20 protein-coding genes, 1 tRNA gene and 4 pseudogenes are annotated in these 23,933 nt (G+C 63.1%); 14 read left to right on the top strand and 11 right to left on the bottom strand.

Features of this window, described 5'->3' with window-relative positions; all coding sequences use genetic code 11:
• Positions 1–67: 67 nt before the first annotated feature.
• On the bottom strand, positions 68–1,372 hold the full coding sequence (locus ACVDG8_RS02630; RefSeq protein ID WP_447253290.1) for a M24 family metallopeptidase: 1,305 nt from the start codon (positions 1,370–1,372) through the stop codon (positions 68–70).
• A 181-nt stretch (positions 1,373–1,553) separates the two neighbouring features.
• Here ACVDG8_RS02630 and ACVDG8_RS02625 point away from each other — a divergent pair, with 181 nt between their 5' ends.
• Positions 1,554–1,937: a hypothetical protein gene (locus ACVDG8_RS02625; RefSeq protein WP_447253289.1), complete on the top strand. Its 384-nt coding sequence runs from the start codon at positions 1,554–1,556 to the stop codon at positions 1,935–1,937.
• A gap of 80 nt (positions 1,938–2,017) precedes the next feature.
• Here ACVDG8_RS02625 and ACVDG8_RS02620 read toward each other — a convergent pair whose 3' ends face one another.
• Positions 2,018–2,914: a GlxA family transcriptional regulator gene (locus ACVDG8_RS02620; RefSeq protein ID WP_447257211.1), complete on the bottom strand. Its 897-nt coding sequence runs from the start codon at positions 2,912–2,914 to the stop codon at positions 2,018–2,020.
• A 188-nt stretch (positions 2,915–3,102) separates the two neighbouring features.
• Between ACVDG8_RS02620 and ACVDG8_RS02615 the strand changes: the two are divergent.
• Positions 3,103–3,599: pseudogene (locus ACVDG8_RS02615) on the top strand (GAF domain-containing protein).
• Positions 3,600–3,611: 12 nt separating this feature from the next.
• On the opposite strand, the pseudogene ACVDG8_RS02610 reads toward ACVDG8_RS02615, so the two are convergent.
• Positions 3,612–4,654 (bottom strand): annotated as a pseudogene (locus ACVDG8_RS02610) (alpha/beta hydrolase family protein).
• On the opposite strand from ACVDG8_RS02610, the gene ACVDG8_RS02605 reads away from it, so the two are divergent.
• Positions 4,641–4,844 (top strand): hypothetical protein, encoded by a 204-nt coding sequence (locus ACVDG8_RS02605; RefSeq protein ID WP_447253286.1) that lies wholly within the window; start codon positions 4,641–4,643, stop codon positions 4,842–4,844. The pseudogene ACVDG8_RS02610 and the gene ACVDG8_RS02605 sit on opposite strands and share 14 nt — an antisense overlap.
• A gap of 15 nt (positions 4,845–4,859) precedes the next feature.
• On the opposite strand, the gene ACVDG8_RS02600 is transcribed toward ACVDG8_RS02605, so the two are convergent.
• Together ACVDG8_RS02600 and betI are read right to left on the bottom strand one after the other, a co-directional pair.
• A complete protein-coding gene (locus ACVDG8_RS02600) occupies positions 4,860–5,921 on the bottom strand; it encodes a YeiH family protein (RefSeq protein ID WP_447253285.1) in 1,062 nt (353 codons plus the stop codon).
• A gap of 96 nt (positions 5,922–6,017) precedes the next feature.
• Positions 6,018–6,635 carry a transcriptional regulator BetI gene (betI, locus tag ACVDG8_RS02595; protein ID WP_447253284.1) on the bottom strand — a complete coding sequence of 206 codons (618 nt, stop codon included), beginning with the start codon at positions 6,633–6,635 and terminating at the stop codon, positions 6,018–6,020.
• Positions 6,636–6,712: 77 nt separating this feature from the next.
• Between betI and ACVDG8_RS02590 the strand changes: the two genes are divergently transcribed.
• From ACVDG8_RS02590 to ACVDG8_RS02550, 9 genes are all read left to right on the top strand, one after another.
• Positions 6,713–8,737, top strand: coding sequence for a CocE/NonD family hydrolase (locus ACVDG8_RS02590; protein WP_447253283.1), 2,025 nt, complete (start codon positions 6,713–6,715; stop codon positions 8,735–8,737).
• Between the two features lie 37 nt (positions 8,738–8,774).
• A complete protein-coding gene (locus tag ACVDG8_RS02585) occupies positions 8,775–10,316 on the top strand; it encodes an ABC transporter substrate-binding protein (protein ID WP_447253282.1) in 1,542 nt (513 codons plus the stop codon).
• Between the two features lie 29 nt (positions 10,317–10,345).
• Positions 10,346–11,311, top strand: coding sequence for an ABC transporter permease (locus ACVDG8_RS02580; RefSeq protein WP_447253281.1), 966 nt, complete (start codon positions 10,346–10,348; stop codon positions 11,309–11,311).
• Positions 11,308–12,150: an ABC transporter permease gene (locus ACVDG8_RS02575; RefSeq protein ID WP_447253280.1), complete on the top strand. Its 843-nt coding sequence runs from the start codon at positions 11,308–11,310 to the stop codon at positions 12,148–12,150. The genes ACVDG8_RS02580 and ACVDG8_RS02575 overlap by 4 nt, the downstream gene beginning before the upstream one ends.
• The gene (locus ACVDG8_RS02570; RefSeq protein ID WP_447253279.1) at positions 12,150–13,139 is read left to right on the top strand and encodes an ABC transporter ATP-binding protein; all 990 of its coding nucleotides are present in this window, start codon (positions 12,150–12,152) and stop codon (positions 13,137–13,139) included. The genes ACVDG8_RS02575 and ACVDG8_RS02570 overlap by 1 nt, the downstream gene beginning before the upstream one ends.
• Positions 13,136–13,897 (top strand): ABC transporter ATP-binding protein, encoded by a 762-nt coding sequence (locus ACVDG8_RS02565; RefSeq protein WP_447253278.1) that lies wholly within the window; start codon positions 13,136–13,138, stop codon positions 13,895–13,897. The genes ACVDG8_RS02570 and ACVDG8_RS02565 overlap by 4 nt, the downstream gene beginning before the upstream one ends.
• A gap of 145 nt (positions 13,898–14,042) precedes the next feature.
• Positions 14,043–15,476 (top strand): aldehyde dehydrogenase family protein, encoded by a 1,434-nt coding sequence (locus tag ACVDG8_RS02560; RefSeq protein WP_447253277.1) that lies wholly within the window; start codon positions 14,043–14,045, stop codon positions 15,474–15,476.
• 508 nt (positions 15,477–15,984) lie between these two features.
• The gene (locus ACVDG8_RS02555; protein ID WP_447253276.1) at positions 15,985–16,161 is read left to right on the top strand and encodes a hypothetical protein; all 177 of its coding nucleotides are present in this window, start codon (positions 15,985–15,987) and stop codon (positions 16,159–16,161) included.
• 340 nt (positions 16,162–16,501) lie between these two features.
• Entirely contained in the window at positions 16,502–16,786 is a 285-nt protein-coding gene (locus tag ACVDG8_RS02550) for a hypothetical protein (protein ID WP_447253275.1), read from the top strand.
• A 64-nt stretch (positions 16,787–16,850) separates the two neighbouring features.
• Here the strand turns inward: ACVDG8_RS02550 and ACVDG8_RS02545 are convergent, their stop codons facing one another.
• The 4 genes from ACVDG8_RS02545 to ACVDG8_RS02530 form a co-directional block, all read right to left on the bottom strand.
• Complete coding sequence (locus ACVDG8_RS02545) at positions 16,851–17,156, bottom strand: hypothetical protein (protein ID WP_455707517.1); 306 nt, start codon at positions 17,154–17,156, stop codon at positions 16,851–16,853.
• Between the two features lie 78 nt (positions 17,157–17,234).
• Positions 17,235–17,867 carry a hypothetical protein gene (locus ACVDG8_RS02540; protein WP_447253273.1) on the bottom strand — a complete coding sequence of 211 codons (633 nt, stop codon included), beginning with the start codon at positions 17,865–17,867 and terminating at the stop codon, positions 17,235–17,237.
• Between the two features lie 98 nt (positions 17,868–17,965).
• A tRNA-Gln gene (locus ACVDG8_RS02535) sits at positions 17,966–18,039 on the bottom strand.
• 205 nt (positions 18,040–18,244) lie between these two features.
• Complete coding sequence (locus ACVDG8_RS02530) at positions 18,245–19,177, bottom strand: lysylphosphatidylglycerol synthase transmembrane domain-containing protein (RefSeq protein WP_447253272.1); 933 nt, start codon at positions 19,175–19,177, stop codon at positions 18,245–18,247.
• A 256-nt stretch (positions 19,178–19,433) separates the two neighbouring features.
• On the opposite strand from ACVDG8_RS02530, the pseudogene ACVDG8_RS02525 reads away from it, so the two are divergent.
• Positions 19,434–20,815 (top strand): annotated as a pseudogene (locus ACVDG8_RS02525) (Ppx/GppA phosphatase family protein).
• Between the two features lie 196 nt (positions 20,816–21,011).
• Complete coding sequence (locus tag ACVDG8_RS02520) at positions 21,012–21,803, top strand: RlmE family RNA methyltransferase (RefSeq protein WP_447253270.1); 792 nt, start codon at positions 21,012–21,014, stop codon at positions 21,801–21,803.
• Between the two features lie 80 nt (positions 21,804–21,883).
• Here the strand turns inward: ACVDG8_RS02520 and ACVDG8_RS02515 are convergent, their stop codons facing one another.
• Together ACVDG8_RS02515 and ACVDG8_RS02510 are read right to left on the bottom strand one after the other, a co-directional pair.
• Positions 21,884–22,303 carry a lipocalin-like domain-containing protein gene (locus tag ACVDG8_RS02515; protein ID WP_447253269.1) on the bottom strand — a complete coding sequence of 140 codons (420 nt, stop codon included), beginning with the start codon at positions 22,301–22,303 and terminating at the stop codon, positions 21,884–21,886.
• A gap of 201 nt (positions 22,304–22,504) precedes the next feature.
• A pseudogene (locus ACVDG8_RS02510) lies at positions 22,505–23,926 on the bottom strand (MFS transporter).
• Positions 23,927–23,933 lie beyond the last annotated feature (7 nt).

Below are 23,933 nucleotides of genomic sequence, written 5' to 3'. Positions count from 1 at the left end.
GCGCAAGCGCTGCAGCTACTCACCATGGTTTGCGATACTGCACCCGAGCCAAGAGTGGATATCGGCATCAAACCTGCGGCTCCAAAAATTCATCCTCATAGGGGAAGCGCGACAGCAGCTCGGTGCCGGTCTCGGTGATCAGGATCTCGTCCTCCAGCTTGACGCCCTCGCGGCCGCCTTTCTCGCCGATATAGCTTTCGACGCTGACCACCATGCCGGGCACGATGACGCCGTCGCGGCCATAGGTCGCGTAATCCATCGCATGGGCGATAAACGGCGTCTCGCCATGCATGCCGACGCCATGCATCACCGACGTGTAGCGCTGGTCGACGAAGCGGTCCGGGATTTTCCAGGCCTTCTCCGCGATCTCGCGGAACGCCATGCCGGGCTTCACGATCGAAATGTTGTGCTGCACCTGGTCGTGCGCCATGCGGTAGAGCGACTTCTGGTAGGGCGTCGGCCGGCCCGGACCGCAGCGGAAGGTGCGCGAGAAGTCGGAATAATAGCCGTAGCAGCCGATCGTGTCGGTATCGAGCGCCAGCAATTCGCCCGGCCGGATCTTGCGGCCGCTGGCTTCGTTGAACCACGGGTTGGTGCGCTGCCCGGAGGTGAGCAGCCTGGTCTCGATGAACTCGCCGCCCTGGCGGATCACCTCGCCATACATGATGGCGAACAGCTCGTTCTCGGAGACGCCGGGCTTGATCGCCTCGCGCACCGCGGCCACCGCAGCCTCAGCGCCGGCCATCGACGCCAGCAGGCATTTTACTTCCTCCGACGTCTTCACCGCGCGCACGGCGAGAATCTCGCCCTGGCAGTCCTTCACGTCGCAGCCGCGCTTTTCGAGCGCCAACGCCTGCAGATGGCTGCAGCGGTCGAGGCCGAGCTTCATCGAGCCGCCGCCATGCTGCTTCAGCAACTCGGTGATCTCGTCGGCGAAGGGGCCGGCGGTCTCGTCGTCGCGACCCGACACCGATGACCAGACCAGCTTCGACGGCCGCGCCTCGTCGATCGTGTCGAGCACCATCGAGACATGGTAGCTCTGCGGATATTCGAACAGCACGACCGGCCCTTCGGTCGGGATGAAGAAATACCGCGTCGAGTTGCGCAGGAAATAGCCGAACATGTTGCGCGAGCCGGTGGCGTAGCGCTGATTGTAAGGGTCGAACAAAACGATGCCGCCATAGCCCGCCTCGCGCATCCAGGCGCGCAACTTGGCGAGTCGGCCCTTGCGAAGCGCGTCGGCATCGATGAAGGACGGCTCGGTATCGGACAGCCACATGCCGCCGGCAGGGTCGGCCGCGGCGGGGTGGCGCATGCGATCCTTGAAGTCGACGTCTTCGGTGCTGTCGGGGTCGAATACGACGATGCTCATCAGTGCCTAGCCTTGTTGGATTGCGAGATCAGACCATGGCGCAGACGGTTCAAGAGCATTGTGCGGAAAACCGCGTCTGTTGTGCGAGATGCCGCCGCAACCTCGACTAAAACCGATCAACACGAACGGCGGAGTTCGATCTGAAGCGGAAATCTAGCAATCGACGGGGGCGTGTTGGCCGATGGACATGCGCCGCGCCGCAAGTTGTCCTATTGCCAGCGAATTCAATACCTTTGATAAAGTGGTTAAGCACTCGGAGATTGGCGGGATGGACCGGCGAAGCGAAGAACAAATGAGAGGCCTGAGAAAAGAATGGGTCGACGGTGGTCACATCGCGATGAGAGACGATGTACATAGGGAAGACCATATAGAGATCAATAGATGGATCTTGCGATTGCTTGACAAGAAAACGAGATCTGACGAAGAAGAATACATCGTTACATGCGTTGATATTAGCTTGAATTTCGACATTCCATTTAAAGCAACAAAGGGAGATAGGGACGATCTATTGCGCATGGTCAGAATGAAGATTAAGGATCCGAACTGGACCCGTTTCCCGCGCTGATGGAGGGAAGTCGCGTCAGGGAAATTTACGTCCGCCCTCCACCCAGTTCAGCCGTTGGCTGCAATCAGCCAATTCTGGTCCTAATGCCGTCGCGCCAGTTTCGGCGGATGCCCATGCTCCTCCCTGAACGCCCGGGCAAAGCTCGACATCGAAGCGAACCCGCAGGCCAGCGCCACGTCGCGCACCGCCAGTGTCGAATGCGCCAGCAGGTCGGCGGCGCGCTTCAACCTGAGCCGTCGGTAGTAGCCGTTGGGCGAGATGGCGAGTTCGGAGCGGAAGCTGCGTTCGAGTTTGTCGGACGACACGCCAAGCCGCGCGGTCAGTTCCGCCATGCCGAGCCGCTCCTCGACCGCGTCCTCCATGATGGCGATAGCCGACAGCACCAGTTCGTTCTGGACGCCGGTGCGCAATCTCAGCGGCATCAGCTTGCGATCGACGCTGGAGCGCAATTGGCTGTGCACGAACCATTCGGCGACGCCGGCGGCGAGCTCCGCGCCGTAGTCCCGAGTGATGATCTCCAGCATCATGTCGAGGCTGCCGACGCCGCCGGCCGAGGTGAAGCGTTTGCGGTCGATGACGAAGAGATCGCGCCGAAGCTCGATCTCCGGGAACGCTTCGGTGAAGGCGGCCTGGCTCGTCCAATGCAAGGTGCAGGCGTGGCCGTCGAGCAGACCGGCGCGGGCGAGGAAGAAGGCCGCATCGGCCACTGCGCCGATATGGGCACCGCCGCGCAGGCTTTTTCGGATCCAGTTCATCGCTTCGTCGGCCACGACATGATCGGCATCGCCGCCAGAGCAGACGACGATGCGGTCGACCTTGGGCGCGTCGGAAGCGCTAAAGCCAGGCTGGATGACGACGCCATTGGAAGCCTCGACCGTGCCCTCATCGGCACCGACGATCACCCAGCGATAGCATTCGCGCGTGGCCAGCACATTGGCGGCGCGCAGCGGCTCGATGACGGACGAGAACGCCATCATCGGGAAGCCTGGAAAGACAAGCACGGCGAAGGTGAGGGGCGCCTCGCTGGCGGCCGGCTGTGCGTGGTCGCGTTTTCGGGTGGCAAGGGTGGCATTCACGATTGTGTATTTCCCGGGCGCAGCATTGGTGGCAGAGAGAACGCAAACTGTAGCTGGCCAGCCGGCCGGCTTGCAACGGAGACACCAGGATGTTTGCGGCAACCGCGATCGACACCAAGGACAAGCCGGCCTTCTACAAGGAATTGGCGGCACAACTTAAAGCACTGCTCGAGGGCGAGGGGACTCCATCGCCAACGCCGCCAACACGGCGGCGTTGATCTATCAGATGGTGCCCGACCTCAACTGGGCGGGTTTTTATTTCCTCGCCTCCGACGAGGAACTGGTGCTCGGACCCTTCCAGGGCAAGCCGGCCTGTGTGCGCATCGCGGTCGGCAAGGGCGTGTGCGGCACGGCGATCGACCTCGACATGTCGATGCTGGTCAAGGACGTGCATGAATTCGCCGGGCACATCGCTTGCGATGCCGACTCGCGCTCGGAGCTGGTGGTGCTTCTGCGCGATGCGGAAGGCGCGTTCGGTGTGCTCGACCTCGACAGCCCGACGCCTGGCCGCTTCGACAAGGAAGACCAGGCCGGGATCGAGACACTCGCCGCCATCTATGTCGCGGCGACCTCCTTCGAGGACTGAGGTCGCGAGGTTTTACTCTCCGGCCTTCAGCGCCCGGTCGAACGCCGCCGTCGCCATGCCGATCAGCTGCGCGTGGATCGCCGCGCGGGATCGCCCGCCGCCATCGTCGCAAACCGGGTCGCCTATCTCCTGCGAGACGATGAGGGCTGCTGCACCCGGCTTGCATTCGCCGAACATGCTGTAGTGGCTGGCATCCTTGATCGTGGCGTAGCTGGACCCTGAGATCGCCTTGGCGACCCCGAGGCATCGGCCGTCACGGGGATTTTTCCTGGACGACCGAGATTGACGATGTCGACCGGAATCTTGATCGCCGCGAAGCTTTTGACATCGAAGACGTCGGACGGCGCCGGATCGATCGCCATTGCGAAGTGGATGCGCGGATCTCTGTTGTCGCGGCCGGCCAATCGCATGTCCATGGCATGAAGGTCGACGCCGCTCTGCCTGACCCATCCGCACAGCGAGGCGTTGAGCGTGTCGTTGTCGCAGTAGCCCGCGAGCAGCTTCGGGTCGACGCGCGCGCCGGCGATCGAGAGCGCGGTGTTGCCGCCCATCGAAAGCCCGAGCACACCGATCCGGCCTTGCTCCAGATGATCCTGGAAGAATCCGTCCTTGCCCATTGCATCGAGCGTTGCCGTGAGATCGGCGGGCCGCAGCCAGAGCTTCATCGTCTCGGCCGCCGACCTGTTTTTGCCGCCATTGCCCGGATGGGTGGGAGCGGCAACGATGAAGCCGTGTTCGGCCAAAGGCGTTGCGATCCAGCTCAGCGCTTGCGGGGTGCCGGCCAGGCCGGCGCCGTGCGAAAGCAGGATCAGTGGATACTTCCCGTCGGCAATCGGCGCATCGCGCATGGCCGACGTTCCGGTGAAAAGCGGACTGTCGCCGAGCACGACCGGCTCGCCGCCCGCCTGTGCCGGATACCAGACCGTCACGTCGAGATCGCCGCCGCGCTCCTTTGATGGCGCCGGCAACTGACGAACACCGACATCGGCGTATGCCGCGTGCTGGGCCAGCGCCATGGATGCAAGGATGATGCATAAGCGGATGATGAATTTCATCGAAATCTCCGTAGTCGAACGCTTTCGGCTCCAGCCGGCTGGCGGTGGCGTTCGGTTGCAGTTTCGATGTGCAGATCAGCGGATCGGGACGAAGCGCGCGACCTCGATCGCGATCGAGGACGTGCTCGATCGTGATCGGGTCAGCGCCCGGATCATCCGGGTCCTGGCCGGCATCGGCACGGCCAGGTAGAAACTCTCGGCCGCCTTAGGCGAACTTGACCAGCAACAGACTGAAGCAGCCGATGAAGATGAAAGCCGAGAAGGCCAGCAGCAGCGGGCGCAGGCCGCGCGAGCGCAGCTGCGAGATGTCGGCCTGAAGGCCCATCGCGGCGAGACCCATGGTCAGCAGGATCTGCGCGGCCAAGGCGACCGCCGAGTGGATCGGCGCCGGGATGTCGACGAGGCTGTTCAGCGCCACGATCGCCACGAAGGCCGCGACGAACCAGGGCATCGGCGGCTTGGCGGCGGAAGCATCGGTGCTGCCGCGGCGCGCCATCAGGCCGAGCGCAATGACCATCGGCGCCAGCATCGCAACGCGCGTCAGCTTGGCGACTGTGGCGGTCTCGCCGGAGAGTGTGCCGTTCTGGAAACCGGCGCCGATCACCTGCGCCACTTCATGGATCGAAGCGCCGGCCCACAGGCCGAATGCATGCTGGTCGAGCCCAAGGACAGGCGCCAGCAGCGGGAAGCCGAGCATGGCGACGGTGCCGAACAGCGTGATCGACGCGACGGCGTAGGTGACATCTTCATCCCGCGCTTCTGTGGCGATGTTGGTGGCCACGATCGCCGAAGCGCCGCAGATAGAGGTGCCGGCGGCGATCAACTGCGCCAGCTTGCGGTCGACACCGATGAGTCGGCCAAGCGTTACGGTGAACAGGAAGGTGGCCCCGAGCGTGGCGGCGACAATGCCGACACCGCTGAAGCCGATGCCCGCCACCTGGCCGAGCGTCAGCTGGAAGCCGAGCAGCACGATGGCGAAGCGCAAAAGGCGCTTTTGCGAGAATGCGATGCCGGCCTTGGCATGGGCGGGCAGGCCGAGCACGTTGGAATAGACCATGCCGACAACGACGGCGAGGATCATCGGGCTGAACAGCGTGAGGCCGGAGAAGCTGCGCGCCGAATAGGCGACGCTGGTGATCATGGCCACCAGCACGAGACCCGGCACGACGCTGGTCGAGACCGAAGCGAGGGCGGGGCGATTGCTCCCGGACTTGGCCGAATTCAGGCTGTTTGGAAGATCGTTCGCGGTGGCGGGCAGGAAAGACAATTCAATTCTCCGGGCACGTTCACGCGTGAAATGCCATTCCAGAACCAATCTTTCTAACGAATTATTCTAGTCATAACGATCGATTTTTACGAACGATTAGTTTTGCGTTGCCCGATCGGCCGGCTGTCCTTCGATGCCAGGGATCAGCAGGCAGACATAGCGCCAGCAGATCCTGCGCGCCCGCTCGGCGTCCTCAGCCTCATATTCGCCGGCGCTCTGCCAGAAGAAGCCGTCGATCAGCGCCGCGATACCGTCGACAATGTCATCGACCTTGTCGGCCGGCACCAGCTGCCGGACGGCGAAGCGGATGTTGGAGACGAAGCGCGCGCCGGTCAGATGATAAAGGTGCTTGATACGCGGTTCGGTCTGCGCGGCGATCATGAACTGCATCCATGTCGCGGCGCGCTTGGGCGCGCCCAGATGCTGCGGCACGAAGGATCCGTCGACGATGGCCTTCAACCGTTGCGCCGGCGTCGGATTGGCCGGCGCCAGGCGCATGATATCCTGGCGAAACAGGTTCGAGACGTTGCGCATGGCGAGCGCGATCAGCTCTTCCTTGCTGTCGAAATAATGGTTGACCAGCCCGGCCGACATGCCTGCGCGCCGTGCGATAACAGCCATAGTCGCGTTCGCCATGCCTTCCTCGCCAATGATGGCGATCGCCGCGTCCATCAGCTCGTCGCGCCGCATCGCCTTGATCGATCGTTTCGCCATTGCATTGCCTTCGCATTGGTAATATTGATTGGTCATTCAATATATTATATCATCGTTCAATCCAAGCCGGAGTTCTCATGCCCAGCGTCGTTATTTCCGGGGTCAGAACAGTCGAAACCCACTGGATTCCGCTTCGCGACGGCCGCAAGCTGGCCGCCCGCTTGTTCCTGCCGGAAGACGCCGAGGAAAACCCCGTCCCCGTGATCCTGGAATACATACCTTATCGCCGCCGCGACGGCACGCGCAGCGGCGACGAGGAGATGCATCTTTTCTTTGCCGGCCATGGATATGCCGGCGCCCGGGTCGACATCGCCGGCATGGGCGATTCCGACGGCCTGCTCGACGATGAATATGTCAGGCGCGAGCAGGACGACGCGCTGGAAATCCTCGACAATCTCTGCTCGCAGCCCTGGTGCAGCGGCGTCGCCGGCATGATCGGCAACAGCTGGGGCGGCTTCAGCGGCCTGCAGGTGGCTGCCCGTCGCCCGCCGCAACTGAAGGCGATCGTCACTTCATGCTCGACCGACGATCGCTACGCCTGCGACGCGCATTATAATGGCGGCCTGTTGATCAACGACAATTTCGGTTGGGGCGGTGCACTGTTCGGCTATTCGGCGCTGCCGCCGGATCCGGCCGTGGTCGGCGAGGGTCGCTGGCGCGAGATGTGGAAGGCAAGGCTGGACCATCACAAGAACCACGCGGCGCAATGGCTGAAGCATCAGCGCCGCGATGCGTTCTGGAAACAGGGTTCGGTCTGCGAGGATTTCTCGGCCATAGAATGCGCGGTGCTGACGGTCGGCGGCTATCTCGACGGTTACACGCAGACGATCTTCAGCCTGGTCGAGAACCTCAAGGCGCCGGCCAAGGGCATTTGCGGTCCCTGGGGCCACAAGGAGCCGAATTATGGCATGCCTGGACCAGCCGTTGGTTATTTGCAGGAATGCATCCGCTGGTACGATCACTGGTTGAAAGGCATCGACAACGGTGTCGAGCGCGATCCCGACATGCGGCTTTACCTGATGGACCATGCCAGTCCACATTCGCATATGGATTTCAGGCCGGGGCGGTGGCTCGGCCTGCCGCAATGGCCTGCAAGGCAGGTTGGGGCCAGGACCTTCTGGCTGAACGGCGACGGCAAGCTTGGCGAGATGCAGGATGCCGGCGGCATCCGGCCGGTGATTTCATCGCCGCTGACCACCGGCGTACAGGGGCAGGAGTGGTGCCCCTATGGCCAGGGCCGCATTTCGGCTGAAGGCGCGCGTGACCAGCGCGCCGACGACGGCGGTTCGCTGTGCTTCGACAGCGCCGTCATGGAAAGCGACCTGTCGCTGACCGGCATTTCGAAAATCAGGCTGCGCGTCGCCGCCGACAAGCCGCAGGCGCAGATCTGCGTCAGGCTGACCGACCTGGCGCCCGACGGTACCTCGGCCCTCATCACCTTCGCGCTGCTCAACCTCACGCATCGCGAAAGCCATGAATTCCCGACGCCGCTGACGCCGGGATACTTCGAGGATACCGAACTGTCGTTGAAGCCGGTGGCGCAGATCGTGCCGGCCGGACACAGGCTGCGCGTGGCGATCTCTTCGTCCTATTGGCCGATGGCCTGGCCGTCGCCCGAGCGCACGATGCTGACCTTCGATCCGGCCGGCTGCCGGCTCGACCTAGCGGTGCTGGCGAGCGAAGAAGGGCTTGTTCCGGTGACCTTCAAGGAGCCGCTGTGGGCCGAGCCCCGCCCGGTGACGGTCAAGGAGGAGGCGCGGCAATTGCGTTCGCTGGCGACCGATCTGCCGACCGAGCGCACCGAGCTGACGGCGATGTCGGATGACGGGCGCTTCGCGATAGAGGAGACTGGCACCGAGATCACGTCATGGCGTCGTAAGGTCTACGGCATAACGGACAACGACCCGACGAGCTGCGCCACCACAGTGACCTGCCACGAGGAGTTCATCCGGCCGGATTGGAACGCGCGCGTCGACTGCGAAATCAGCTTCAACTGCGACCGCGACAATTTCTATGCCCGCGGCTGGGTCAAGGCTTACGAGCGCGGCGTGATCTTCGCCGAACGCAATTACGACGAGGTCATTCCGCGCGACTGCATGTAACCGACAGGCGTATAACCAACAAAAATGGGGAACAAGAATGCGCATGAAACTCGATCGCAGAACCTTCCTGGCCGGCTCGTCGGCATTGGCGCTGCTGCCTTATGCCCGCTTTGCCCTTGCCGCCGACAGGACCAATCCGGTCATCGCTCTCGACACCGACATCGGCAATCTCGACCCCGGTAACCGCGTCGGCACCACCGAGGGCAATATCATCCGCGCCGTCTGCCAGACACTTGTCCGCTTCGAACCGGGCAAGACCAGTTGGACCAACGACGCGGCCAAGGACATCAAGCAGATCTCCGACACCGAGTTCGATTTCGAGCTCAATCCGGGCCAGATGTTCACCGGCGGCTTCGGCGAGATGACGGCCGACGATGTCAAGTTCACCTATGACCGCTACATCAACGGCGACGCGAACGGCAAGAAGCTCACCTATGCCGACGATCTGGAAGCGCTGAAGTCGGTCGAGGTCACCGGCAAATACACTGGAAAGCTAATCCTCAAGCATCCGTCGGCAGCACTTTGGCTGATCGGCATCTGCGATGCCTCCGGCGCGATCCTGTCGAAGAAGGCCACCGAGCAGCTTGGCGACAAGATCGCCACGACGCTGATCGGCTCCGGTCCGATGGTGCTCAAGGAATGGCGGCCGAAGGAGCAGTTCGTGCTCGCCGCCAACCCCGATTACAAAGGCCCGTACAAGGCGCATTTCGAGGAGATCACCGGCAAGATCATCCCCGAGCACAAGACCGCGTTCCTGTCCTATCAGGCCAAGGAACTAGACTTCACCGCCTTCGATGCCGACCAGCTTGGCACCGCCAAGGGCCTGCCGGACACCAAGGTCATCGACATCCCTGGCATCGACTACACCTGGATCGGCATCAATGTCGAAAAGGGCGATTTGGCCGATCTCAAGGTGCGCCAGGCGATCCGCTGGGCGGTGGATGTCGACGCCATCATCCAGGGCGCCTATTCCGGCGCCACCTCGCGTGCCAAAACGCTGCTGGCGCCTGGGCTGCTCGGCAACTGGGCCGATGCGCCGCTCTACAACCGCGATGTGGCCAAGGCGCAGCAATTGCTGAGCGAGGCCGGCAAATCCAACCTTGCCTTCACCTTCACCTGCCTCAACGACGCCACTTCGTTGGCGGTCGCCCAGATCGTTCAGGCCAATCTCGCCGAGGTCGGCATCACCATCAACATCAACGCCATGGATTCCGGCGCCTATTGGGCGCTCGGCGCCGACAATGCCAGCAAGGACCTCGAGCTGACGCTCATTCCCTACACGTCGAAATTCGACCCGAGCTTCCAGACGCAGTGGTTCCTCGCCAGCCAGATCGGCCTGTGGAATTGGCAGCGCTGGAACAGCCCGGAATTCGACAAGCTGCACCAGGAAGGGCTGGAGACGCTGGATAAAGCCAAGCGCGAGGAGATCTACATCAACATGCAGAAACTGCTCGATGAATCGGCGTCCTGCATCTGGATCACGCATGGCCGCAACTTCTTCGTCGACGCGGCCTGGCTGAAGCCGGTATTCCTGCCCAACGGCAAGGACTGGCAGTTCGAGTTTTTCGACAAGGCTTGAGCTCGGCAACGCCTCGGACGGGGAGCCGCATGACCAGAACGCAACGGACAGCCGCCTTCATCGCGACGCGGCTTGGCTCCATGGCGCTGACCATCGTCGGCGCCACGCTGCTCCTGTTCCTCATGGTGCGCCTGGTTCCGGGCGATTTTGCCTCGGTGATGCTCGGCCCGCGCGCCACGCCGCAATTGCGCGCCCAGATCGTGCATGACATGGGCCTCGACCGCAGTTTTGTCGAGCAGCTCTGGCTGTTCGTCAGCCGCGCTGCGACCGGCAATTTCGGTGAGGACGTCGTCTCGCACCGGCCGATCCTCGAACTCGTGCTCGAGGTCATTCCCAACACGCTGGCGCTGGCCTTCAGCGCGCTGGCGCTGGCGCTTCTCGTCGGCATCCCGATTGGGATCATCGCGGCGCTGAGGCCGGGATCATGGCTCGACAGCGGCCTGGCGCTGCTGTCGATTTCCTTCATCACCACCCCGACACTGGTCGTCTCGGTCGTGCTGTTCCTGATCTTCGCCATCGGCCTGCATTGGCTGCCGGTGGCGGGCGCCGGCAATCCAGGCGATATCGTCGACCGCCTGCAGCATCTCATCCTGCCCTCGGTGGCGCTGGCGCTGGGCTGGATCGGCTACATCTCGCGGCTGGTGCGGGCAGCACTCCTCGACACGCTCGCCGAACTCCATGTGCGCACGCTGCGCGCCTACGGCGTTTCCGAATATCGCATTGTCGGGCTGTTCGCGCTCAAGCTCGCGCTGGTGCCGGTGGTGTCGATCCTCGGCATCGGGCTTGGCGACCTGATCGGCAGTTCGGTGGTGGTCGAGATCATCTTCGCGCGCACCGGCATCGGCAGCCTGATCTTCAACTCGATCGCGCAGCGCAACTATCCCGTCGTGCAGGCCTGCGTCATCTTCATCGTCGCCTTCTATATCCTCGCCAACCTGGTGGTCGACATGGTCAACGCGCTGCTCGACCCGCGCGTCGCGGCGGGCCGCGGATGAGTGAGGCGATGTGGGCGCTGCGGCGCATCTGTTCGGAACGCGACGGCCGGCTCGGCCTTGCCTTCACCATCATTATCCTCGTGTTCGCGCTCGTCGGGCCGTTGGTCAGCCCCGACCCGAACGTGCTCGACATCAAGGCGCGCTTCGCGGCACCTGGCATCGCGCATCTGCTCGGCACCGACAATCTCGGCCGCGATCTGTTCGCGCGCACGTCGGTCGGCACGCGCTATGCGCTGACGCTTGCGGTGATGATCGTCGTCATCTCCTCGACCATCGGCTCGCTGATCGGCATCGTCGCCGGCATCGCCGGCGGCTGGGTCGACCGCGCGGTGACGGCGGTGTTCGACATCGTCAACGCCTTCCCGCCACTGATCCTGGCCTTCGCGCTGATCGCGCTTTACGGCAAGGGATCGGCCACCTTCGTGCTTCTGGTCACGGTCGTCTTCATCCCGCAATTCGGTCGCATGGCGCGGGCCCGGGCGCGCACCTTGCGCAATCTGAGCTTCATCGAGGCCGAGCGCATGCTGGCGGTCCATCCAGGGACCATTATCGTGCGCCACTTTTTGCCCAATGTCGCCGGGCCGATCATCGTTCTGGCCAGCATGAACCTGCCGGTCGTCATCGCCTTCGAGGCATCCTTGTCGTTCCTCGGCTTCGGCGTGCAGCCGCCGAAATCATCGCTCGGCACGCTGATCAAGGACGGCTTCGTGTCGATCAACCAGTCGTGGTGGCCGACGATCACGGCAGCCCTCGTACTGGCCGTCGCGACACTTGGCGCGACCTTGCTTGGCGAGGCGCTGCGGCGTGTCATCGATCCCAAGTCGGCGGGGGCGCGCTGATGACGATTTCGCTGCGCAATCTTTCGGTCGACTACAATTTGCCGATCGGCGCCGCGCATGCTTTGCGCGATGTCTCGCTGGACATCCAGAAGGGCGAGATGCTGGGCCTTGTCGGTGAATCCGGCAGCGGCAAATCCACCGTTGCTTTCGCGCTGATGGGCCTGCTCGCCGCCAATGCCAGGGTGACGTCGGGCACCGCCACCATCGAGGGCAGGCAGTTCGACCTGACCAGGCCCAACGCCACGGCATCGTTGCGCGGCCGCGGCATGGCGATGATCTTCCAGGATCCGATGCTGTCGCTCAATCCGGTCTTCACCATCGGCACCCAGCTCATAGAAGTGCTGCGCCGGCGTTCGCCTGGCAGCGACCGCAAGACCCGGGCAGCACAGGCCGAGGATGCGCTCGCCAAGGTCAAGCTCAGCAATCCGAAGCAGCGGATGCAGCAGTACCCGCACGAACTGTCCGGCGGCATGCGCCAGCGCGTGGTGATCGCCATGGCGCTTCTGTCGGAGCCGGCGCTGCTGATCGCCGACGAACCGACGACGGCGCTCGATGTCACCGTCGAGGCGCAGATCATGCGCGAGATCATCGGCCTGCGCGACCGCATCGGCTGCGCGGTGCTTCTGATCACGCACAGCCTGGGACTGGTCACCGAGCATTGCGACCGGATCTCGGTGCTTTATGCCGGCGAGCGGTTGGAAAGCGGCACGGTGCGCGACGTCCAGCGTCAGCCCGGCCACCCTTACACCCGCATGCTGTTCGACTGCGAGGTGCCGATCGATCGCGAGCGCGACCCCGATGCGGCGCAAAACCGCTTCACCGTTATCGCTGGAGAGTTGCCTGACCCGCGCCGGCGTCCGCCGGGTTGCATCTTCAAAGGCCGCTGCGATGTCTCATTCGAGGATTGCGCAAAAATCGTTCCCGGCGACTACGCCGTCGCCGGAAGCGCTTCGCATGGCGCCCGCTGCCTGCGGTTGGCGACGCCATGACCGACGCGATCTCTATTCACGACGCGCAGCTGCGCTTCGGCCAGACGGCGGCGCTGGACGGCGTTTCGCTGTCGATCCCGCAAGGCACATGTTTTGGCATCGTCGGCGAATCCGGCTCCGGCAAGACGACGCTGATGCGCGCGGTGCTCGGGCTGCAGTGGCTCGACGCGGGTGAGATACGTATTCTCGGCAATCCGCTAGGCCATGGCCGCGCGGCGCTGAAACGGCGCGCCAGTTTCATCCAGCCGATCTTCCAGGACCCGGCCGCCTCGCTGTCGCCGCGCAGCCGCATACGCACCTTGATGAACGAGGTCGGCACGGTGCTGAAGGAGCCGTATGCGGCAACTCATGAACGCCTGGCCGTGATCCTCAAGCGGCTCGGGCTGCCGGCAAGCGTCGTCGACAAATACCCGCACGAGATCAGCGGCGGGCAGGCGCGGCGGGTGGCGATTGCCCGTGCGCTTTTGATGAAGCCCTCGATCCTGATTGCCGACGAGCCGACCGCCGGGCTCGACGTCTCGGTGCAGGGTGACCTGCTCAATTTGTTGCAGGACATCCGTCGCTCCGACAACATCACGCTGGTCGTCATCAGCCACAATCTCGCGGTCGTGCGCCTGATCGCCGAGAACGCCGTCGTCATGCGGGCGGGCAAGGTGGTCGAGGGCGGCGAGGTCGGGGCGCTGTTCGGCGCGCCGCGCGAGGCCTACACCAGGGAACTGCTGGCTGCGTGGCCGAGTGTCACGCACCACACTGCATGAGCTGCGCCCGCCGGGGGTGTTCCCCTGGCTCAATCGCCCGCCCTTGCGTTTGACATCGCTATGGCCGCATCGTTATCTCTGAGGCGATACGACGATCCGGCGATCGCACCTCACCACATCAGAGATATCGACGAGGAAGAATTCCATGTCCCACAATCTGCAGTTCTATATTGACGGCGCCTGGGTCGATCCGGTGGTGCCGAACAATTTCGACGTCATCGATCCGTCCAACGAGGACGCTTTCGCGCAGATTTCGCTCGGCACCAAGGTCGATGTCGACAAAGCGGTCGCCGCCGCCAAGCGCGCCTTTAATACATTCGGCTTCACCTCGGTCGAGGAGCGCCTCGACATCCTCAACCGCATCATCGAAATCTACAAGAAACGCAGCAAGGATCTGGCGCTTGCCGTCTCGCGCGAAATGGGCGCGCCGCGCCAGTTCGCGCTGGACAGCCAGGTCGGCGTCGGCCAGGCGCATCTGGAGAAGATGGCGGAAGTGCTGAAGAGCTTCCAGTTCCGCCATGTCAAAGGCTCGTCCCTCATCGTCAAGGAGCCGATCGGCGTTGTCGGCCTGATCACGCCGTGGAATTGGCCGCTGAACCAGATCACCTGCAAGGTCGGTCCGGCACTTGCCGCCGGCTGCACCATGGTGCTGAAGCCGTCGGAGATCGCGCCGCTTGACGCCATCATCTTCGCCGAGATCATCGACGAGGCCGGCGTGCCGAAGGGCGTCTTCAATCTCGTCAACGGCGACGGCCCGGGCGTCGGCCAGGCGCTGTCCAGCCATCCCGACATCGATATGATGTCCTTCACCGGTTCGACCCGCGCTGGCATCCTGGTCGCCAAGGCCGCCGCCGATACCGTCAAGCGCGTACATCAGGAACTCGGCGGCAAGTCGGCCAACATCCTGTTCCCGGATGTCGACCTCGAAAGGGCCGTCACCAAGGGCGTCGCCGGCTGCTTCGGCAACTCAGGCCAGTCCTGCAACGCGCCGACCCGCATGTTCGTGCCGCGCGACCGTCACGACGAGGCGGCTGGTTACGCCAAGACGGCGGCCGAGAAATTTACCGTCGGTCCGGCTGACGCGGCCGGCTCGAAGCTTGGCCCGGTGGTCAGCCAGATCCAGTTCGATAAGATCCAGGATCTGATCCAGAGCGGCATCGACGAGGGCGCCACCCTGGTCGCCGGTGGCCCTGGTCGTCCGGCCGAACTCAACCGCGGCTACTACATCCGCCCGACAGTGTTCGCCAACGTGACGCACGACATGCGCATCGCCAGCGAGGAAATTTTTGGCCCGGTGCTGTCGATCATGCCTTACGACAGCGTCGAGCAGGCGGTCGAACAGGCCAACGACACGGTCTACGGCCTTGCCTCCTACATCCAGGCCAAGGACATCGAGAAGGCGCGCGACGTGGCTGCCCGCATGCGTTCCGGCAATGTCTACATCAACTATCCGACCTGGGATGCCGGCCTGCCTTTCGGCGGCTACAAGCAGTCCGGCAACGGCCGCGAATACGCCGAATATGGCCTGGAGGATTTCCTCGAGATCAAGGGCATCGCCGGCTATGAGGCGGCTGAATAGCCGGCTGTTAAAAACCGGTCATCGAACGATGCCAGGGCCGCTTCGTCTTTCAGGAGGAGCGGCCCTTGGCTTTGGGACACAGTGACGGCAGCGCCGGCGACGCCAATTACGGCGTCATCGGAATCGACTGCTCGCTTAAGCTGGTCGTCGGTCGCGGCTGAAGAGCGGCATAACGTGGCCATCTATTCGCCGCCTTTGCTACCGAGGGCGGCTCCAAACACATGTCCTGGCAAATATCCTCCAGCACGCACTCAGTAAAAACCCTCCGGCTGGAGCCGTTCGCTGGTGACGATCGCATGGCTGGTGAAATCCTCCGACTACATAAAAGCCAACAAGTCCACGGAGGCGAAAGAAGCGTTCGCACGTGCCCGCAGGATAGGTATAGACCCCGAGTCCCTTCAGGCCCTCTGCAGCAATCTGTGCAATGACGTCAATTTGTCCCTGAGCGAGTTCCGGTAGTCGAGCGCTCTCGGCCTCTCAATATATTCGATAGAATACAACGGCGGCGTTGCTATTTCAGCAGCCGACGTCGTCGTCGGCCGCGGCATTCGACTGGGGCTCCGACGCCGAGCAGGAGATGCTGCTCGACGAGCGGGTGATGCGCGACATGGCGCTCGGCGAATTGCGCGCCGCAAGTGGCAAAGGTCGCCATGATTTGAACAGTTCGGTGGCGGACCTGACCTGAAGCTCGCAAGCTTTGCGGAAGGACCTGCCTTTAGGCGCAGCCACGATTCAACGCCCGATCACTTCCGATAACGTTTGCGTGCCTCGTCATGTCAACGGCCGGGCAGTTTCTTACATCTCTTTGCGGGCCGAGTACCGCCGGCGATGAATGGCCTACACCGCGACACGACGCGACCAGACGGCCCCATTTTCGGAGAAGCGATTCTATCGTTTCCCCATCGTAGGGAGATGTCATCATGCGCTCTTTCATACCAAAAATCATAGCGGCCGCATCGATCTTCGCGGCTATACCGCTTTCAAGCGCCTATGCGGTGCACCGTCACCACAGGGCGGTCGACACCATGACGACGGCATCGGTGCCTGCGGACCCGGCAGCCAAAGCGGCGTTGGATCAGTTGGCCGGAGTGAAGCAGGGTATCATTGAGGCCAGGCAGGCCGGCAAGATCTCACAGGCCCAAGCCCGCGATCTGATGCTGCAGGCGGACACCATTCAGCGCACGGCGTCGACTTCGAGTCGTTCGAAGCTGGGGCAGATCAATGAGCTGGATCAGCGGCTTCAGCGTGCCACCGGCCAGGGAACCTATATCGGCGACGGCGCCGACGGCGGCTATTATCCGAACGGCTGACCGAACGCAAAGAGCCTCGCCGGCGAGATGCCTGCGAGGCTCTTCCCCAACGGAACTTGCAGATTTAACGACGATCGCTTCCGCGGTCACTGTGGCCATTGTTCGCGGCGCCCAGGCACTGGCTCCAGTAACTGTCATGGTTGCTGCACGAATTGACGGCCGCGCTCTGAGCGTAAGCCGAGCCGGTCAGGCCAGCAACGGCAACAACTGCGAGAAATGTATTGCGAAGAATCTTGGACATTTCAAAGTTTCCTTTGCTTAAATTCCGGTCATGCCGGTCGACGACGGTTTTGCCGCGATTGTGTTTCGGCTTGATGCCGGTTGAGCGCGCATTTGTTTCGAAACGGCAACTGTGCATGCGGAAAGCCAAACTGGACGGAAGCCTTGCAAACAACGATGAAACCGTTCGCATACGAACGTTTTAGAGGCTCTTGTTCTGGTTACGGACCTAGTCGGTCCCTTCCGGCAGCGCTTCATCTTGCCAGCCGGCCAGCTCCGGCAGGTCGTCAAGCCAACTTTTTTCGGTCATCGAGACTTCGCCGGCCGGCGGCAGAGCCTCGGTCGCGTTTTGCATCAGCCAGTCCATCCACTTGCGATAGGCAGGCGGGGCCAACTCGGGCGGCAACACCTTGGCCTTAGCCAGCATGCGTTTGCGGAAGCTGACTTGCCTGCGCAGTTTGGTCGTCGTGAATTTGATGGCCTTGCCTTGGTATTCGACTGTCCAGCGCCCATCCCCGTGGCTGGCCAGCCTGTCGATGGCGAAACCGGCATCGACCGGTCTATCGCGCCAGGGAAGCTCGATGGCATTCTTCCTCAGTTCGAGCGCCCATCGCCGGTAGTCGACACCGGTACGCTGGGGTGGCAGCACGCCGGCCTGTTCGAGTATCTTCCTACGCAAGGCAGGCTGCTTCTTGATCTGGCCCGTCGTCAACTCGATGCGATGCCCACGGAATTCGATGTGCCAGCGGATCCTCCCGTTGCCGAGATATTTCACCAGCCTGTCGATGACGAACTCGCCCTCGGAAAGCATCACGCATCCTCGGGCGGCGCTTTCGAGAATGTACCGGCTATCGGTGGGCATGACGCGGCATCGTGCAGAACCTTTCGCACAAGCATAACGATGCAAAATCGAAAGAGGTCAAAATTGCCCACCAGGCCGTGTATTTGTTGTGGAATGCTTGGCTGGGGAACCTGGATTCGAACCAGGACTAACGGAGTCAGAGTCCGTGGGTCTACCGTTAACCTATTCCCCAGCAGGTGCGTCTGGTAACGCGCGAAGCCGACGGCTATGTGCCGCGAGCGCTGCCTTGTAGCCGCCATCGGAAAATAGTCAAGCCCGCAGCTGCGTCCAATCGCAGGCTTTTTAGGCTTTTGTCCGACGCATGTCGTTACCCCAAAACGCTGCGCACTATTGGGCGACATGCATTGGGTTCGCCGGCAGGGGCGAGGCGGAACGCCTCAGCTTTCGCTCTTGCTGTATTGCGAGTGCTCGAAGAACAGCACCACGCACAGCCCGATCACCAGCGGAATGACGAGGTAGAACAGCCGGAACACCAGAAGGGCGGCAAGCACGCCCGCGGGATCCATGTCCGAAAGTCCAGTGAGGAAGACGACCTCGAACACGCCGAGCGCGCCCGGCGCATGCGACAACAGCCCGATCGAGAACGACACCATGAACACGCCGAGCACGACGAAATAGCCGGGATTGCCGGCCGCCGGCAGGGCAAAATAGATGATCGCCGCGGCCGCCAGCAATTCGACCGGGCCGATCAGCAATTGTCTGGCTACGATCGGCAGCGCCGGATAATGCAGTTGGAAAGAGCCGATCTTCAGCGGCCTGAGGCGCAGCCAGCTGCCGAAGGCATAGGCGCCGACAAGCACCAGCATGGCGAACCCGGCGGCGAACGCTGCGCTATGATGCGGCGCGCCGGTGAAACGGTCGGTGATCTGTGGCTCCAGCAACAGCACGAGGCCGCCGAGGAAAACGCTGGACAGGATAAAGGTGAACCAGCAGATCGCCACCAGAACGCCGACCTCCTGGCCGGTCAGCCCTCTCGTGCCGTAGGCGCGGTAGCGGATCACCGCGCCCGAAAACACCGAGCCGCCGATATTGTGCGACACGGCGTAGGTGGTGAAGGAACAGAGCGTGACGAACAGCCACGATACGCGTCTGCCGATATGCAAGAGCGCGATGTGGTCGTAGCCGGCAAGCGAGGCATAGGCGATGATCGAGCTCAGCGCCGCCAGCACCCAGCCGCGCGGCGGTATGGCGGCAATGCCGGCCCAGACGTCGTTGAACGAAATGCCGCGCAGCTCATGAACGAGCAGCCACAGCGAGAACGCCACGGCCGCGATGCCGATGACCGGCCAGAAATAGCGTTTCCAGTTCATCGCGGGATCGTCATGCTTTACGGCTCATGCGTCGATGTTGCCCCTTGGGTTTTGCGTGTCCAGCTTCATTTCAGACATGCCTGATTGAAGCCGGCTATTCAACCGGCAAGACATTGCCCCGGCATGACGGCGCCAAAAAACGGACCGGCGCTCTTGGTGATTGCCGATCGCACTGCTACTCTGTCGCCAACTTTGAAACAAATCGAGGTGCCTGCTGCGTCCGTCTCCGGTTCGCGCGGCGCCGAAAGGAACTGAAGTGGAAGACCACGACACCGGCGCTGGCGCGTCGGCAGTGGGTGTGTCCGGGGCATCGCCGACAGGTGCGGCGGGTCCGCCCGCCGGGCGGTTCAGCCGCCATGCGGGCGCGCATGCCAGACATGCCGACCAACGACATGCCGACCAACGACATGCCGACCAAAAGCATCCCAGCCAGAAGCAGGCTGACCATCACGGCGAGCAAAAGGGCAAGTCGCGCAAGCGTCGTAGCGCCGGCGCGGCCGCAAGGTTTTCGCCCGCGACGAGAACGGCGCCGCGCCGCCGGCGCCGGTCATCAGCCCGGCAAGCCAACCCCAACCCGAGCCGCCGCAGGCGCTGCCCAGACCACCGGTTCAGGGCGGGCCGCGCCCGCCATTCCAGGAACTGCCGGTTTTTGCCGCGCTCGATCTCGGCACCAACAATTGCCGGCTGCTGGTCGCCGTTCCCGGCCGTCATGGCCAGTTTCGCGTCATCGACGCTTTCTCGCGCATCGTCAGGCTGGGCGAGGGGCTGACGGCTTCCGGCCGTCTCGGCGAGGCGGCGATGGACCGCGCGGTCGAAGCGCTGAAAATCTGCGGCGAGAAGCTGCGCAACCGTCGGATTCGCAAAGCAAGGCTGATCGCCACCGAGGCCTGCCGCTCGGCCGCCAACGGCGTCGAATTCCTCGAACGGGTCGAGCGCGAGGCGGGCTTGAAGCTCGAGATCATCGATCGCCAGACCGAGGCCCGCCTGGCGGTCTCGGGCTGCGGCTCGCTGGTCGAGCGCGACACGCAAGGCGTGGTGCTGTTCGACATTGGCGGCGGCTCATCCGAGATCGCGCTGATCGACTTGACCGGGCGGCGTTCGCCGCGGCTCGCCAACCACATCGTATCCTGGACGTCGCTTCCGGTCGGCGTCGTTTCTCTCGCCGAGCGGTTCGGCGGCCGCACGGTGACGCGCGAAACCTTTGCCGCCATGGTCGAGGACGTGGCGGTGCGGCTGCGGACCTTCGACGGCCGCGACCGGCTCTCGCATGTGCTGGCCAGCCCCAATTTCCATCTGCTCGGCACCTCGGGCACGGTGACAACGCTGGCCGGCGTGCATCTTGACCTCGAACGCTACGACCGTCGCCGTGTCGATGGGCTGTGGATGGACCGTGACAGCGTCGATCGCATGATCGAGCGGCTGATCGGCTGGGATTTTCAACAGCGCTGCGCAAACCCCTGCATCGGCGCCGACCGCGCCGATCTGGTGCTTGCCGGCTGCGCCATCCTGGAAGCGATCCGCGCGGTGTGGCCGTCCGAGCGGCTGCGCGTCGCCGACCGCGGCCTGCGCGAAGGCATATTGAGCGAGCTGATGGCCGATGACGGCGTCTGGCGCAATGACGGGCGGAGCCGGGTATGAACAGTCGACCCCACTCCGTCGAGCCGCGCTCGACACCTCTCCCCCAGAGGAAGGACGCGAGGTGATTCCATCTGGCGCCTTTCCTCTCCCTCCGGAGGGGCGAGGTGGCGCTGCGAAGCAGCGACGGAGTGGGGGAAGCCGTTGACGAAGCGCGCGGTCGCCGTCCGGAGATCATGCTGAAGCAAGAAATCAACCAATGACCAAGAAACCGGAAAAGCCAGGCTCGGCCAGCATTCGCGTGCTGAAGACGCGGATCAAGAAGAAAAGCGGCCTGAAGGAATCGTCACGCCGCTGGCTGCAGCGCCACATCAACGATCCCTATGTCCAGCGATCGAAGGCCGACGGCTATCGCTCGCGCGCGGCCTACAAGCTGATCGAGATCGACGACAAGCATCATCTCCTGAAGCCCGGCATGAAAGTCATCGACCTTGGCGCCGCGCCCGGTGGCTGGTGCCAGGTGGCAGCCGCCCGGACGAAGTCGACCGCGGAAAACCCGCATGTCGTCGGCATCGACTATCTCGAAATGGATGCGGTGCCCGGCGCGCCGGTGCTGCTGATGGATTTCCTCGATCCGGAAGCGCCGCAAAAGCTGGCCGAGGCTCTGGGTGGCAACCCCGATGTCGTGCTGTCGGACATGGCCGCGCCGACGACCGGCCACAAGCGAACCGATCATATCAGAACCATGCATCTGTGCGAGGTGGCGGCCGATTTCGCGCTGTCGGTGCTGAAGCCGGGCGGCCACTTTTTGGCCAAGACCTTTCAGGGCGGCGCCGAAAACGAGCTGCTCTCCATGCTCAAGAAGAACTTCCGCTCGGTCCACCATGTCAAGCCGCCGGCGTCGCGCGATGAGTCGGTGGAGCTGTACCTGCTGGCCAAGGATTTCAAGGGGCGAGAGGCCGGTCCGCAGCCAGGCGGATCGGGACGTCCAGTCCCGAAGGACTCGAGCGCCCTGAGCCATAGCGAACGGCCGGAGGACGCCGACGGCTGATCTGTCCGCCGACTGCCGGTCCGCCGTCAGGCGGATCGGGAACGTCCAGTGGACGCCGGACCCCGTGCCTGGATCGACACTTATAACCTTTGCGCCGTCAGCACGCCGCGCGCCATTCGCCTGGGGAACTTCGGATGGGTTTGCCAAGCCGTGGTCATTGACAGAGTGTCGCCGTCAACCTTGAAGAATCGAACTTGTTCAGAGCCGACCCAAGCCGGATGCCACGCTGCGTCTACCTTTATGACGAGCTTGGCATCATCCTCGATACGGCACGAGCCGGAGTAGGCTATCATCGTTTCGAAGAGTGCTGCGGGGTCTTTGTCGGCGCGCTCTCTGGATGTGAGGATCGACATCATCCGGTCATGGCTGATGACCAGGTGGCCGAGAGGGTCGACGCCGAAAGCGTCCACGCACTCGCCAGTATCCTCCAACTCGGCATGAAAAGACGTAATATTCCACCATCCCAGCAATGCGCCGCGCCCCAATGCCGAAGCCGACATGACGTATCTCCTCTCTCGCAGCAGACATTATCCGATATCCGTGGGGTCGATGTGGTGCAGCCAGTTCGCGAGGCAATGAGGCCAAGTTGCTTGCTTTGTCTCAAAAACGCGAGAATTTCCGGCTAAAAACGCTTCGTCAAATTTCTCGATTTTCGATCATAACGAAGCGTCGGGAGACGCCGACGAACCAATTTGGCCGCCCTATTTCCCCGCCGTTCCGACCGTTTCCAACGTCTTCGGCGTGGTCAGCTTGCCGTGGCCGGACACGGCGTTGCCGGCATCCGGCGCCAACCGCATGAAGCTGAACGATGCCACCGCCGACACCGCCGCGACGATGAAGAAGGCTATGTGGAAATCGTTGAGCGTCAGCCCTCCGCCATGGATCGACGTCGAGACTTCGAGGATGCCGCCGGCCAGCGCCACGCCGAGCGCGATCGACAATTGCTGGAACACCGCCGTGATCGGCGTCGCCTTGCTGGTGTCGGTGGGCGTGATGTCGGCATAGGAGAGCGCGTTGACGCCGGTAAAGAACATCGAACGGATGAAGCCGCCGACCAGCAATATCGCCAGCATCAGCGCATAGGGTGTTTCGGGGGTGAACAGGCCGTAGATGGCGATCGAGGCGGCAGCGATCAGCGAGCCCCAGATCAGCACCCGGCGGAACCCGGCGAGCCGGAAAAGCAGTGCGGTCACGAACTTCATGCCGATGGCGCCGATCGCCGAGACGAAGGTGATCATGCCGGATTGGAACGGCGTCAGGCCGAAACCGATCTGGAACATCAGCGGCAAAAGGAACGGCACGGCGCCGATGCCGATGCGAAACAGCGAGCCGCCGAGCACGGAGGCGCGAAACACCTGATTGCGAAACAGCTCCAGCGCCAGCAGCGGGTTCTTGGCCCGCCGGGCATGCAGCAGATAGAGCACGCCGGAGATCACGCCGACCGCCACGGTGAGGAAACCGACCATCGGCGGCAAGGCGGGCAAGCTCACGACCGAAAGGCCGAAGACGACGCCGGAAGCGGCAAGGCCGCTGAGCACGAAGCCTGGAAAGTCGAGCGGCGGCGTTTCCGCAGGGTCGGTTTGCGGCAGGAAGCGGGTGGCAAGCCAGATGCCGATCAGCCCGATCGGGACGTTGATCAGAAAGATCCAGTGCCAGGTGAAATAGGTGGTGATGAAGCCGCCGATGGGCGGCCCGACCAGCGGGCCGACCAGCGCCGGCACGGTCAGCCATGACATCGCCGCGACAAGCTCGCTCTTGGGCGTGGCCCGCACCAGCACCAAGCGCCCGACCGGCGTCATCATCGCGCCGCCCATGCCTTGCAGGAACCGCGACACGACGAAGGCCGGCAGTGAATTGGAGATGGCGCAGCAGACCGAGCCGACGATGAACACGCCGATCGCGGCGCGAAACACGTTCTTGGCGCCGAACCGGTCCGCCATCCAGCCGCTGATCGGAATGAAGATCGCCAGCGACACCAGATAGGCCGTCAGCGCCAACTTCAGCGCGATCGGGCTGGTGTGGATATCGACAGCGATCGCCGGCAGCGAGGTCGCGATGACGGTCGAGATCCATGTTTTCCATGAACAATGCAACAGCAGAATCAGTGGGATTATTCGCGAGATCGAGGGC

Source organism: Mesorhizobium sp. ORM8.1 (assembly GCF_053005525.2).
This window is presented reverse-complemented; position numbering and strand designations above follow the sequence as displayed.